This window comes from Anaerotignum faecicola, from assembly GCA_024460105.1.
Classification (GTDB): Bacteria; Bacillota; Clostridia; order Lachnospirales; family Anaerotignaceae; genus JANFXS01.
Map to the genome: position 1 here is coordinate 21977 of JANFXS010000008.1, position 15006 is coordinate 36982.

The 15006-nt window shown below is 42.9% G+C and carries 9 protein-coding genes; 8 read left to right on the plus strand and 1 reads right to left on the minus strand.

Annotated features, from left to right (window positions below):
• Positions 1-269 precede the first annotated feature (269 nt).
• The 3 genes from NE664_11965 to NE664_11975 all read left to right on the plus strand — a co-directional run bounded on the left by NE664_11965 (position 270) and on the right by NE664_11975 (position 6326).
• Positions 270-1112, plus strand: a complete 843-nt coding sequence (locus NE664_11965; protein MCQ4727358.1) for a tyrosine-type recombinase/integrase — start codon at positions 270-272, stop codon at positions 1110-1112.
• Between the two features lie 381 nt (positions 1113-1493).
• Positions 1494-3662 carry a chitobiase/beta-hexosaminidase C-terminal domain-containing protein gene (locus NE664_11970; protein ID MCQ4727359.1) on the plus strand — a complete coding sequence of 723 codons (2169 nt, stop codon included), beginning with the start codon at positions 1494-1496 and terminating at the stop codon, positions 3660-3662.
• Positions 3663-6005: 2343 nt separating this feature from the next.
• The gene (locus tag NE664_11975; protein ID MCQ4727360.1) at positions 6006-6326 is read left to right on the plus strand and encodes a helix-turn-helix domain-containing protein; all 321 of its coding nucleotides are present in this window, start codon (positions 6006-6008) and stop codon (positions 6324-6326) included.
• A 1417-nt stretch (positions 6327-7743) separates the two neighbouring features.
• On the opposite strand, the gene NE664_11980 is transcribed toward NE664_11975, so the two are convergent.
• A complete protein-coding gene (locus tag NE664_11980) occupies positions 7744-9135 on the minus strand; it encodes a copper amine oxidase N-terminal domain-containing protein (protein MCQ4727361.1) in 1392 nt (463 codons plus the stop codon).
• Between the two features lie 228 nt (positions 9136-9363).
• Between NE664_11980 and ispE the strand changes: the two genes are divergently transcribed.
• The 5 genes from ispE (at position 9364) to NE664_12005 (ending at position 14946) form a co-directional block, all read left to right on the plus strand.
• Entirely contained in the window at positions 9364-10293 is a 930-nt protein-coding gene (gene ispE / locus NE664_11985) for a 4-(cytidine 5'-diphospho)-2-C-methyl-D-erythritol kinase (GenBank protein ID MCQ4727362.1), read from the plus strand.
• 33 nt (positions 10294-10326) lie between these two features.
• Positions 10327-10995, plus strand: a complete 669-nt coding sequence (locus tag NE664_11990) for a GntR family transcriptional regulator (protein ID MCQ4727363.1) — start codon at positions 10327-10329, stop codon at positions 10993-10995.
• 323 nt (positions 10996-11318) lie between these two features.
• Positions 11319-12392 carry a G5 domain-containing protein gene (locus tag NE664_11995; GenBank protein MCQ4727364.1) on the plus strand — a complete coding sequence of 358 codons (1074 nt, stop codon included), beginning with the start codon at positions 11319-11321 and terminating at the stop codon, positions 12390-12392.
• Positions 12393-12412: 20 nt separating this feature from the next.
• Complete coding sequence (yycF, locus tag NE664_12000; GenBank protein MCQ4727365.1) at positions 12413-13111, plus strand: response regulator YycF; 699 nt, start codon at positions 12413-12415, stop codon at positions 13109-13111.
• 53 nt (positions 13112-13164) lie between these two features.
• Positions 13165-14946 (plus strand): cell wall metabolism sensor histidine kinase WalK, encoded by a 1782-nt coding sequence (locus NE664_12005; GenBank protein ID MCQ4727366.1) that lies wholly within the window; start codon positions 13165-13167, stop codon positions 14944-14946.
• Positions 14947-15006 lie beyond the last annotated feature (60 nt).

Here is a 15006-nt window from a genome sequence, read left to right on the forward strand (position 1 = left end):
TGCTGAAAACCCTCAGATCTCGCAAAGAAAATTTTTTAATGTTCAAGACGCGTAAGCGCATACGCGGCGGTTCCGGCGGCAAGCGCAGGCAGGGCCGAAACGCGGAAAGTTTTTCTTGCAAGACGCGCTGGTCATTGTAAAACCAAAACCAAAAACGGCGGAATAAAAAATTTATTTTGTCTTATTTCATATTAAATAAAATAATCCTTTAGAATAAAGTCGGCGGGACTATGAAATGATATGTATAAAACTTTCGGGAGGCAGAATAAATGGATTATATTATTAGCCGTGAAGATATTCGGCAGTTTAACATGCATTTGAAGATAACAGAGCGCAGCGGCGCAACCATAGGGCAGTATGTACGGGTTGCGGGAAAACTTTACGAATATTCGGAAGGGAAAGGGGTTTCAAAAAACAGTCTGTTGGAATGGAAACAACAGCTTTCCCAAAGGTATGCCGTTTCAAGCGCAAATGCGTATATTGCCGCGGCAAACAGCTTTTTCAGGTTTATGGAATGGGAACAGTTTATTATTAAGCCGTTTAAAAGGCAGAAAGAAATATTTATGAATGAAAAGAAAGAGCTTACTAAAGAGGAATACAGAAAGCTTGTGGAGACGGCGTGCAGGAGCGGCAGGAAACGCTTGTCTCTTGTGATGCAAAGTATATGTTCTACGGGGATAAGGATTTCCGAGCTGAATTTTATTACTGTCGAAGCCGTTAAGGAGGGACGCGCGGAAGTCAGCTGCAAGGGAAAAAGGCGGATTGTTTTTCTGCCTAAAAAGCTCAGAGCTTTGCTTAAAAACTATATAAAAGAAGAAAACAAAATTACCGGGCCTGTATTTACTTCCAAAAGCGGCAGACCTCTTAACAGGAGCAATATTTGGCGGGAAATGAAAGGGCTGTGCCGATATGCCGGGGTAAGCGGAGAAAAGGTTTACCCGCACAATTTCAGATATTTATTTGCGAAGTCTTATTATTCGATGGAAAAAGATATAGTGAAGCTTGCGGATCTTCTTGGGCATTTTAATATAAATACTACCAGGATTTACATTATGGAAAGCGGGCGCAAACATGCGCAACAAATTGAAAAGCTGGGGCTTATAATAACATAATCGTGATTATGTTGTAACAAAAAAGATAAGCTTATTTTTATAACCTGTATTATACAATACATATCATCGATTTTGCAACATATATTAAAAATTTTACAGCGATTTGGAAATTAATTTTATTTACGGCGCGCAAATAAGGCCGAAAACAGATTGATTTTTTAATTTCGGCTTATTTGTGTGCGTTTTTATCCTATAGCTGTGCGCCGTTTGGAATTTTCCGAAAAAGACAGAATCGTTTTTACAACATAATCACGATAATGTTGTTTAGCTGAAGAAGGGGTTATAAGGAGGCGATCTATGGCTGGGCAATTAATTATATCGTCTGGATTTATTCGGCGATAAAATGAACGGAAGGAATATGTTTATAGGAGGTAAAAATTTATGAAAAAAAGGTGGAAGAGGTTTATTACAGCTATAGTTACGGCGGCTATGGTTGTAGGCGCCGTACCGTCTGCCGCAATGGCGGCGGGGGAAAACAATGGGCCGGAAGCCAAAACAGAGGATAGGCTGATGTTTCAGCTTAGCGGTGAAAACGCTGAGGAAACAAAAACTACTGCTCCGACGTTTAAGATTGACGAAAAAACTGTTGACGGCGAAGTAAAATTTACAACGGAAGTTACGCTTAAAATTGAGGTTGAAAATGCCGAGGAAGGCACAGTAATTTATTACACAAGCGACGGAACAGAACCGACGGAAGAAAGCACAAAATATGAAAACGGAATAACAATAACAGAAACGATGACAATTAAGGCCATAGCTGTAAAAGGTGACATTAAGAGCGACGTATCGGAGATAACCCTTACAAAAGAAAGCGAAGAACCGGGCGAATCAGTGGACGCGCCGACATTTAAGGTAGAAGGCGAAGTTGTAACAGGAAACGTGAAATTTGCAACGGGAGCTACGCTTGAAATAGAAGCGGAGAAAGACGCGGTAATTTACTATACAAGCGACGGGACAGAGCCGACGGAACAGAGCACAAAATATGAAAGTGAAATAGAAGTAACGGAAACAACGACAATTAAAGCGGTAGCTGTAAAAGGTGAAGCTAAAAGCGACGTATCGGAAATAACCCTTACAAAAGAAAGCGAAGAACCGGGCGAATCAGTGGACGCGCCGATATTTAAGATAAACGGCGCGGCTGTGGCTGGAAACACGGAATTTACAGAAGAGGTTAAAGTTGAAATAGAAGCGGAAGAAGGAGCGGCTGTTTACTATACGAACGACGGAACGGAACCGACGGAAGAAAGCGCAAAATATGAAAGCGAAATAACAGTAACGGAAACAACGACAATTAAAGCGGTAGCTGTAAAAGGTGAAGCTAAAAGCGACGTATCGGAAATAACTCTTACTAAAAAAAGCGAAACGCCCGAACCTGAAAAGAGCATTGTGCTTGAGGCGTCGGATACGGTTATTTATCATAATATAAGCGCAAATACAGCGACAATCAAAGCTTCCGTTAAAAATACGGAAGGAGCCGTTACTTGGACAAGCTCCGATGAAAAGGTCGCAACTGTAACTGCAAGTGAAGACGGGCTTACAGCTACAGTGACAGGTTTGTCAACGGGTTCCGTTACGGTTACGGCGGCTGTCGACGGCGTATCGGCTTCATGTGAATTCAATGTTAAAAGCAAATCGTCGTCAGGCGGCGGCGGAAGCCCGTCAGGCGGAGGCTCTTCCAACAAAGATGACAGCAGCAACGAAACATCGTCGGACGTATCTGTAAACGAAAGCGGAAAAGCTGAATTTACGGCTGAGAATGTTCTTGAATTAGCGGACAGCGGCGAAAATTTAACAGTAAGCAATAAAGGCGTTCAGGCTGTCGTACCAAACGGAATACTCAGCGGCAACAGCGATGAAAAACTTGAAATTACTTTGACAAAAGTAAGCGAAGGCACAGTTAAAGCCGCTCAGGAAGCCGCTAAGAACTACGGCGTGGCTGAAGTTATCGGTGGCGCGGAAAGTTCGGCGGCTATTGAAATTAAAGCCGGAGAAAACGTAATACTTTCATATTCAACTCCTGTAGAGATTACTGTTGACGTAGACAAGACGGCTGTTGAAAGCAAAAACGTAAATCTCCTTACGCTTGCAAAAGTAAACGGCGACGGTTCGCTTACATATATCGGAGGAAATTACAGCGACGGCGAGTTTACGGCCAAAGCAAACGAGGGAGGGGAATATGTTCTTGTATACAAAGAAGATATTAAAAAGATTAATCTCCAAATAGGTTCCGAGATTACGAGGCTTAACGGAGCTGAAGTATATAACGACGTTGCGCCTATTATTATGGGCGACAGGACTATGGTTCCTATACGTTATATTGTCGAAACTTTCGGCGGGGAAGTTTTGTGGGACGACGCCGATAAGGTTATTACGATGATTATAGACGGCAAAACAATGACAATGCAGATAGGCACGGAAATCGAAGGCATGGGCGTTGCGCCCGAAATTGTCGGCGACAGGACGGTTGTGCCTGTGCGCTACGTTGCCGAACAGCTCGGCGCAAACGTAATTTGGGATCAGGCTACACAGGAGATTGACATCATAAGGTAGTTTACCTTATAATGCCTCCTTAAAAATATCTTATACCTTTTTGCGGCTGATGATGTAGCGCGTCAGCCGCCGCATGGCCCGGTTTATTTAATAAGCGGACGGAGGGCCTGCCTGCCGAAAAATTTTCAGGCGTTTTTCGGCAGGATATATTTAATTTTATTTTTTAAATTAAGTAAACGTAAAGCTGAAGTTTAAAACCGGCATGGTTCCGTACGGCGTGAAAAGGGCGGTTTTAAACGACGTTTTCCGATGCAGTCGGAAGAATGATTAACAGTATGTGTTTTTGCGGTATGGGCTTAAACCAATGGACTATGGTTTATACCGGGCTTGAATAATTCCGCCAAAGGACATAAAAATATTTTAATCTGTTTAACCCCCGGATTTTAACCGGGGGTTTTTTATATTGTTTATAGCTCCGGTTTACAAGTGCGCGCACGCCCAACAGGGAAAATTTCCCGCATTTCCATGCTGTATATGCTTGCTATAGGTTACGCGGCGCCGGCCGGTATGCGCCTTAAACCGCAAAAAATTTTTCTGTTGTGAGTAGGGAAAGTTTTGGCGGGCATCGGCAGCGTAAGAACAATGTAAAGACGCGCAGACGCCGGAGCTTACGTCAAGCGGATTTAACGCGGTTATTGAACCGACGACGCATGTTAAAACCGTGTGCGCTCTTGTAAACCGAAGCTAAAAAGATAAGGCGTTTCAAACAGGCGGTATGGAAGGACGTATTTTGAAGGATTAATATGCGTTGGTATTTAAAAACGAATATATTTTCGTAAATTTGAGATATTCAAAGACATTTGAAAAATATAAATTTAAGTATAATTTAAGATTATTCATCATTTAAATCGGTTGGGATTTCAGGCAGGCTTTATAAATGGAAACAAGTATTATTGATGAAAAAACAGTGGTTTTTACCATAGAGTTTTATATTTTTGACATGTCACAAATTGAATATCAAATTTGTTTTATACTTATAAGCAAAAACAGTTATATTTACGGCAATTCGCAATATATAAATTTCATAGTTTTTTTATTATAAATATATACTGATTTTATGGCATATTTGAATTGAAATTATAGCTAAAATAATGATCCGGAAAAATAATAAATATTTAATTTTGTTTACAAATAGTGACAATAATGATAAAATTATATTTAATAAGGGATCGGGCATTTGGCATTAATGTTTTAATAAGGGCCGTAATTTTTATAAATTTTTAGTTTTGGTCCGGCCTTTGCTCCCCATCTGAATTTATTTATGAAGTTTCCCGCCGTTTTTGGCGAATATTTATATTTGGGCAAGGCTGTATCGGATTATTTTTGACCTGCCTGTAAAAGGGAAACGGTTTTATTTATGCACGCCTGTTTTTTAAAGCCTACCGCATGACATTTTAGCCTGCTGCCGAAACGTATCGGGCGGATTGGCGTGAAGGTATGTTGCAATTGGAGAAAGCTTATATCGGGGAAATAAGAACTAAGAAGTATTAGTATAGTTTTACAATTATAGGAATTTTGTACATATTATGCGTCGGATATATGGATTAGCGTTAAGTGTGTTGTTTCGGATATGTGACAAATAACGCTTTTTACGGCCTTGTATGAAAAAAATTAAGTATAACTTCACTTATTATGCGGCTGTTTGATAGGTTTAATTTGTTGGCAGATTATTAAACGTGAAGTATTTATTTATATTTTTTGAAGCAGTCCGAACTTAGAAGTAATGATAGGCGCGGCGGATTTTTTCTGTATCTGTTTTTATTTCGGCTGTTCATGGCGTTTTATTGGAGGGGCGCCGCATATAAGGCCGAAAAGACTATGTTTATACGGCATAAGGTTTATCTCCTGTTTGGATTTGGAATTAGGCGGAATAAATGAAATTTGTGCGTCTTATTTCCGCGGCAGTATTATGCGGCGGACATGATTATGCGCGTTAACAAAGCGGTTCAATGTACGCCGTTTAGGCGGGAGCCGGAATGGAGGGGAAGTATAAAAATCAGGAGGAGGATCGCATTGCAGCCGGCATGTTTTTTATATACGGCGGCGGATAGGGTTGGCGTTTAAGGGTTATACGGGATTTTAACGGTATGCCGGGGCTTTTTTCAGGAGGCTAAGCGTAAAGTTTTTACATGAGTTTGCTGTATGCGGCATGTCGGATAAATCTGTTTTAAGGCTTAAAAATCTTAAAAGGCATAAAATTAAACAAGGATTATACCATGATTTATAGTATTCACAAAATGTTAACAACAAAAAACGCTAGTTATGTAAAAAATTGTATATTTTTATCTACATTTTTGTTATAATATTAAGATAGTTTTAAAAGTAAAAGAAAGGTGGTTTAATATGTCTAATTTTCATAACCGTTTAAAAAAATTAAGAAAGCAGAATTCCTTTACACAGGCGGATGTTGGCAAATTTCTCGACTATGGATACACGACTATAAGCAACTATGAAAGAGGCAAGAACGAGCCCTCCTTTAACGATTTGATAAAACTGGCGGACTTGTTTGGCGTTTCTACGGATTTCCTTTTAGGGCATGATTCCGTTGCGGACGATTCTACATATAAAGAACGGGTTAACAATCAGCTTGAGGACATGAAAAAGAACCTGCTTTCGGCAGTTGAGGACATTAATAATATTTTGGAACCGGAAAACAAAGAATAATTTTTATCGCTCCAAGACGTATACAGGCATACGGACGTATGCTTAAATAGGGGAGCGTTTCGGCGGATGTCCGAATTGATGTGTGGAGTATTCCGATTTGAAAATTTGTTTAGGGCTTTTAAAGCTTTGGGTTGAAACAGCATAAAATTTAAGTTTTTATGTAGGTATGGACATATTTTGAATTGAGGATACGGCAATGTTATATATTGTTATGCATGTAACGTGATATTTATTCGGCTGAAATATAATTCTTTATGCAGAACGTATGCTTATTTTTAACGCGTTTTGTTTAGGCATATGGCGGTTTCGGAAAAATTAATATTCCCAGCGGCAGCAAAGCGCAGTCGTCGGCGCAGACAATAAGGCTTTCGGCGTTCAAACGCCGCAGCGGCAGTCTGAAGGGCGGGGATTTTATTTATCGGGCGGCTCGGCCTGTAGTTTTCCAGAGGGGGAGTTTATTGCGCCAGTTTGCCGGGAGAGATATGTTTTGGCTTTTAAAAGCAGTATTTGTTTTGGCCTTTAAAATTAGTATAATGCAGTATAAAATGCGGAAGTTTCGCTGTATTTTGCGGCCTGTGCAGCAGGGCGCTTTGGTTTGTTAAAAAAACGGGAGTTAAGAGTTAACGGAAATTTACAGCGTAGGCTTACTGCATCGGTTTATTTATGCCGCAGATATAATTTTTTACGGCAGTTAAATTGTTGTTTTGGCCGCGGATTTAGTTTTCCGCGGCTTTTCGGCGCACTTTTATATTATATTAGTTTTGTTTTACAAGGGCGCGCACGGTTTTTGCGGGCCTTAGCGCGCAATAGCGGCGTTAAAGCCGTATTACCAGGCGTGCCTTTGTTTTGCCCTTATGCCGGCCGTTAAAACTATTCGATTCCATAAGGAAAAAATTTTTGCGGTTCAAGGCTTCTACGCGCCGGCACGGCAGACGCTACGGCAAGCGTATGCGGCGGAGCGGCAATGCGGAAAATTTTTTATTGCGGGACGTTTGCGCCATTGCAAACTGAAGCTAAGGCTGACATAAAATAAAATTTTCCGCGCATGTTAAAAGGATACCGGACGCGCGGATGCGATGTGACGGACGGCGGTTAAAGCTTATGCGGAGCGGAGTTTTATTGATTTTAACTGAACTTCGGGCGTAAGCGGCAGAAGTTGAATTATAACCGTATTTATAGAATTCGGTTCCTGTTTGTAACTGTCAGGGAACAGACGCACGGTTTTTAATCAATGTAACTGCAAAAATACGTTTCTTTTCCGTAGGAGGGAAGTTTTAATTAGAAAGAGCGCATGAGGCGTCAACTTGACGGCGGGATTTGCGGCATACAAAAAACCGCCGCGCCGTAAGCGGCAGGGCGGTTTAGTTTTTAATATAGATCCAGTTTAAATTTTTTTCTGAAACGGCAGCCGGTTTCGTTAAGGCATGGCCGTTAATCCCATCATTTCATTTACGGATATTACATTTGAACCGGGCGCCGGGGCAATTACGGGAGTTTCATCGGTTTCCGAATATGTAATTGATCCGTTGATTGACATATTGTAGGCCTCTCCGAAATCCATCGTAATTTCAAAGGAGGACACGAGCCCTTCCTGAGACATTTCCATTGACATAAACTCCTCGTCTTTACGGCCGTCCGGGTATGATGAAAAAGTAAAGCCGTAATCCGCGCCGGACGGATCTGTAGGGAATGAAAGCGTATAAGACGTGTTAATTCCATAGAGGCTTTCTTCAAAGCTTGTTACATAAAAACCGTCCTCCTCCGTAAAGGAGTTGTCGGAATAAAGGCCGTTTATCATATTGTATGTCAATACGGCCGTTTCGTTTTCATACTTATTATCCATAGGGATATTTTCAAGAAGCATGTCGGCATAAGGAGTGAAATCATCCATATTGTATGCGTCTTGGACTAACTGCGAAAATTTTATGCCGCTTGCTTCCATAAGCGCGTCGAAATTAAGATAGTACCATGTGTCGCCGCTTGCGCCCATAAGGGAAGAAAGAAGGCTGCTTTGTACATAAAAGCTTCCTGTCGTCATATCAAATATAAAGTTTATAGGTATATTTTCAAACTGTTCGACTAAACCGGCCGATAATGGGTTTTCGAGTTCTTTGCCCAGGAGCTCCTTCACGGCTGAAAGATCAAGCTTTAAAACGGTATCCATATTGATTTTTGTCCTGTCGACCAGCCCGTTCGTTTCATATACGCCTTCTATAGGCAAAGCGATTGTGCCGTCGTTTACAGATATGCTTATATCGGCCGTACCCGTCAGGGCATAGTTTTTATCCGAAAACGCTATATTTTGTTTAAGATAGTTGTTTATTATATTATATGTGCCGCCATCGCCTTTCAATGTATTCTTATCGACGATTATAACGGTCATATTTTCGTTGTCCCAGCCTACGTCGCATCCGAAAGCCTGCGCCGCAAAGCGTACCGGAATATAGGCGCGCCCGTCCTCGACAAAAGAAGCCGCGTCGGTTGCCACGGATTCTGTCGTTGCGCCTTCCGTTACTTTAAGCATACGGCTGCCGACGGTTATTTCGACAGTTTTACCGTCTTTTTCCGCGACTATCACTTCTTCGTTTTCGTCATATGTTACGTCTGCGCCTATTCCTTCAAATACAGGCCTGAGAGGAAGGAAAACGCGGTTGTTCCTTATAACCGGCTGCTCGCCGCTTAAATCCAGCGCTTCGCCGTTAAGCTGTATGCCTATGTCATAAACTTCTTCTTGTGAGGCGAACGCGTTTGACGGGGCTATAACCATAAGCGCCGCCGCAAGCACAGCCGTAAATTTTTTTATTCCCATTTGTACCCCTCCTTTTATTTTATATAATAATTTTAACAGGGGCCGGGACAAATTGCCATAAATTTTAATGACGAATTATAAATATTAAGGAATTTTTAAGGATTAATACGGGCGAACAGTATGCCGAAGGAATGAAATGCCGATGTTAGGGCGGGAAAGATTGTTTGGAAAAACGGAGCGGGATCTTCATGCCGATGTTTTGACGGGGATTGCCCGGCAAAAATTGTATTGAAAAAGATACAATTTGATTGTATAATATTATTGTATACAGTATATAAAACGGCGGTGATTTTTCTGGACACTATTAAAATTAAATCGAGGGCTAAAATTAATTTAACGCTTGACGTTATATCAAAAAGGCCCGACGGGTATCATAACCTTGAAATGATAATGCAGACCCTTGAATTGGGCGACGATATATTAATAAAAAAAAGCGGCGGAGGCGTTACGGTTAAAACGGACGCGGCGGGAATACCCTCGGACGGGAGGAACACCGCATACAAGGCGGCTTCCCTTTTTATAAAAGAATACGGGATAGGATGCGGCGTTGAAATAAATATTACAAAACGGGTTCCCGCGGAGGCGGGCCTTGCAGGGGGGAGCGGCGACGCAGCGGCCGTGCTTAAAGGCATGGACGCGCTTTTCGCAACCGGGATTACGGAAAAAGAACTTTTGAGAATGGGAGCCGAGATTGGCAGCGACGTGCCGTTTTGCATAATGGAAGGGACGGCCCTTGCAAAAGGGCGGGGGGAAATACTCGAAAGGCTTGCGCCTTGCCCCAAATTTTATGTTGTTTTGGCAAAGCCCGACGAGGGCGTTTCGACGGCGGATATTTTCGGGAGCCTTGACGCAGGCAGTATATCATGGCGGCCGGACAGCCGTAAAGTTATCAAGGCTATTAATGAAGGCGACAAAAATGGCGTTTTGAATAATCTGGGGAACGTTCTTGAAGAAGTTACGGCAAAAAGGCTTCCGGTTATAAATGATGTAAAGGCGTTTTTAAATCTTCACGGAGCCGGAGGCGCGCTTATGAGCGGCAGCGGATCTACTGTTTTTGCGCTTTTTAATACCGAGGCCGACGCGCGGGCGGCCGCTGAAGCCGCAAAGAAGGAATTTATGTTTAAAGACGTTTTGGTTACCGAAACGTTTAACCCATAAATTATGACGCTTATTTTTCAGGGAGGGGAAAGTATGGACTATAAGTTTAATGTAAGCGTGAATGAGTATCTTCCTTTAAGAGAAGTAGTTTTTAACAATTTGAGGGACGCTATATTAAAAGGCGAGCTGGCTCCCGGGGAGAGGCTTTTGGAAAACCAGCTGGCGGACAAGCTCGGCGTGAGCCGCACGCCTGTAAGGGAAGCCTTGAGGATGCTCGAACAGGAAAACCTTGTTGCGCTTATACCGAGAAAGGGGGCTCAGGTGCTGGATTTAAGCGCCAACGATATAAAAAATGTGCTGGAAATCAGAAGCGCGCTTGAAGCGGTCGGAATACGCCATGCATGCAGGAGCATGACAAGCGAAAGCCTGAGGGAAATTAAACTGCTTAACGCCCAGTTTGAGCAGGCGTTTGAGGACGGAGATTATGAAAAAGTGGCTACTGTTGACGAGAAGATCCATGACATAATATTCGCTTCTTCAAACAACAATAAGCTTGTGCAGATTATAAGCAGTATGCGCGCACAGGTGTACCGTTACAGGATCGCATATTTAAAGGTTCATGAAACAAAGACGGCAGTTATAAATCATCACAGGGCTATAATAGAAGCCATTGAAAACCGCAACGAGAAAGACGGCGTCAGAGTTATGGCCGAACATATCGAACACCAGACGCAGGTTATACTGAAATCGCTTAAGAAATAACATTTTTATTACGAATTTTCCGTTTAATTGAAAATTTTTCCGATTTGGAATAAAATAATAATCAGCGGCAAAAGCCGCAGCGGCGATACGGAATGAAAAACGAAGGTTTTTACGGCTTGTACGGCATGAACTGCATGCTGTAAAAAAGCAGGCGCACGAAGAGGGCAGCGGACGGCGTAGTTATATTACGGCCGTTTAGCGGAGCTTAAAAGGCCGTATATACGACAGACGGCGATTCTATATGAGGATTTTTAATCGCGTTAAGCAAAAAAAGGGATTACGCCCCCGTTTGAAATATACTTTTATTTAAGGAGGGACTGTATATGGCGGGCCGTGGAAGGAACAATAATGACAGGGTGGTTTACAGCCCCAAAGCGGAAATTAAGAACACGCCCGGCGTGTACAAAAGCGGCAGGGAAAAAAGGGAAGGGCAGCGTTTTAACAAACGCAGAAGAAGGAAACAGCAGTTAAAACTGGGCGCGGCGCTTATCGGAATTATCGTTTTGGCATTGGTTATATTTATTAACGTAAGGCACAACGCTTTTGATATTTCCATTGACGGGGAAGTTATTGCAAGCGTAAAAAAAAGCGGCGTGTCGGAAGAAGAGATACTTGGCACCGTTAAAGCCCAGATTGCCGATATGGCGGGCAGCGATATTGAAATTAACGAAGAAGTGGTTTTTGAACCCGTGCATAAAAGCGGCGGGGATTTGATCCCCGTTGAGGACGCTCTTATTTTAATTAAAAATTCCGTTACTTATAAAGTTAAAGCCGCCGTTATAACTGTTGACGGGGCCGAAATCGCCGCACTTGCCAACAAAGAGGAAGCCGACGGGCTTTTAAACGGCATTATCGAAGAATATGTGCCGGAGGGTTCCAATATTGTCGAAAAAGGGTTTGTCGAAAAGGTTGAAACAGTTGAAAGGTTTGTAGACAGTTCTACCATTATATCAGCGGACGAAGCGCGCGCCAAGCTTACGGAGGGAAGGAAGGAAGCCGCTGAATATACCGTTGTAAGCGGAGATTCCCTCAGAAAAATTGCCGATAAAAACGGTATTACTTTGGAAGAGCTTCTAAACGCCAACCCGGGGATAACCGTAGACACGGTGATTACTCCGGGCGATAAACTGAGCCTTGAAGTTACGGTGCCGTTTATTTCCGTCAGGACGGCCGAAAACGTTGTTTTTACCGAAAAGCAGGAGAAGGAAGTTGAATACAGGCAGGACAATACGAAGCCCGTTTCATACAAAAAAGTTATACAGCAGGGCGTCGACGGGCAGAAAGAGGTTACCACGCAGATTATCAGGATAAACGGCTTTGAAACGGAGCAGAAGCCCGTAAGCGAAAAAACGACTGTAGAGCCTGTGCCGGAAATTATACTTGTCGGTACAAAATAATAAATCAGGGAGGCATGTATATGGAAACGAGAAAAGTCCTTGTTGTTGACGACGAAAAAAATATTGTTGACATTATCAAATTTAACTTGAAAAAAGAGGGCTACGACGTTGTAACGGCCGCCGACGGACAGGAGGCTATATTGAAGGCGTACACCGAAAACCCAGATCTTATACTGCTTGATATTATGATGCCTAATGTGGACGGATATGAAGCGTGCCGCAAGATAAGGGAAAAGTATGATACGCCTATTATAATGCTTACGGCCCGGGCGGAAGAAGTAGATAAAGTGCTTGGGTTTGAACTGGGGGCGGACGACTACGTTACAAAGCCTTTCGGCGTGAGGGAGCTTATGGCCAGGGTTAAGGCAAACCTCAGGAAAAAAGCGGCCGCGCCGAAAACAGGGGAGCGGCAGGGCGAAAATATACTGAGCTTTAACGGCCTTACAATTGACGTTGACTTATATGAAGTTAAAAAAGACGGGGAAACCGTAAGCCTTACAATCAGGGAATACGAGCTTTTAAAGTTCCTTGCAACACAGAAAAACCAAGTGTTTTCAAGGGAACTGCTTTTGGAAAAAGTATGGGGATACGAATATTACGGAGACGTCCGCACTGTGGACGTTACAGTGCGCAGGCTCCGTGAAAAGGTTGAGGCCGATCCGTCAAGCCCCAAATATATTATGACGAAACGCGGCGTGGGATATTATTTTGGAGGATAAAAGGGGCGTTTTTTGTTTGGTTTGTTTTATATTACTAAAGAGCGGGTGCGGTTATGAAGAGCATTAAATGGAAACTTGTTGCAATGTATCTCGGACTTGTGTTTGTGGTTATGATTATAAGCGGGAGTTATATACTTTTAAGCTTTCAAAGTTCTGAGCTTGACAAGGCGCAGGATCAGCTTGAGCTTTACGCCGAAAAAATAAGCGAGCAGGTTGTAATGTATTACGACGAACCCAGCTTCCAGACGGGGCTTATGCAGTTTACGAGAAGCGGCGGCAGCACTACCCAGATACAGGGCAATATTTTAAACGCATCGGGCGAAACTATAGCCTCAACCGTTACTAACAAGCCGCCTTACCCTTCATATAAAAATTCGGCAATTATAAGCGCTATGGCCGGCAATCCGTCGTTCGCCAAGATTAATATAAAAGAAAACGGCGAAAATTCGCGGTATTTCTGCTATGCAAGCCCCGTGCTTGTTAACGGAAGCGGCGGGGCCGAATACGTTATATTTGCACGCATGGATGCGGAAGCGACTTATGAAAGCATAAGCCAAACGCAGAGGGCCATTGTTTTTGCCGTTTTAATGGCGTTGTTTCTTGCGGCCGTTATGGGATACGTTTTTGCCAAAACGCTTACGGGACCGATACAGGCGCTTACGGGGAAGGCCAAGGAGCTTGCGGAAGGGCGGCTCAATCAAAGCGTCAAGGTTTTTTCGGCGGACGAAATAGGACAGCTGAGCGAAAGTTTTAACTATATGGCTAAAGAATTAAGCAATACCATGGGAGAGATCTCAAGGGAGAAAAACAAGTTCGAAATTATACTGCACAATATGACCGACGGCGTTATATCCTTCGACAATGACGGCAATGTAGTGCATTACAACAGCGCAAGCATGGAAATGCTCGATTTGACGGAAGTTAACTTTACATTTCAGGAGTTTATAAACAGGTTTGAAATAGGCACTGGGATTTTGATCGACTTAATTGAAAAATCGTCTAAGGTGGTTAATTTCTATATAGGCAAAAAATATATTACCGCCGGGTTCAGCGCCTACGGCAGCAAAGGCGACGAAATGGAAGGCACCGTTGTGGTTTTGCAGGACAACACTGAACAAAAGCGTCTTGACGACATGCGCAAGGAATTTGTGGCCAATGTAAGCCATGAGCTGAGGACCCCGCTTACAACCGTCAAAAGCTATACGGAAACTTTAATGGACGGCGCGCTTGACGACAGGGATATGGCAATGGAATTCCTTGATATTATAAACAGCGAGGCGGACAGGATGAGTTTCCTTGTGCGGGATCTACTGCAGCTTTCGAGATTTGACAACAAGCAGTTTAATTTTAATTTTTCCCGGATAAATATAAATAATTTTATTTCCGAAAATATAAGGCAAAGCCGGATACATGCGGAAAATAAAAAACAGAAGCTTACGTTTGAGCCTTTTGAGCGCGATATTTTTATAACCGCCGATAAAGACAGGATAACGCAGGTTTTTAACAATATACTTACAAACGCTATTAAATACAGCCCCGAAGAGGCGTCGATCACTGTTTCCGTAAGCGAAACTATAAATTATTTTAAAGTCGCCGTAAAAGATACGGGCATCGGCATACCTAAAGAGGACATAGGAAGGGTATTCGACAGGTTTTATAGGGTTGACAAGGCGAGAAGCCGCGCTATGGGCGGAACGGGGCTTGGCCTTGCCATTGCAAAGGAAATTATGGAAGCCCACGGCGGTAAGATAACGGCCGAAAGCGAATACGGAAAGGGCACGACCATGACGATGTGGTTCCTTAAAGTTATAAATGTGAAAGAGGGGGTTCTTTAATACTGCGGCGGCAAAATATACGCTCCCGGCGCTGTTTTTAAATGTGGATAGAGCGTCGGA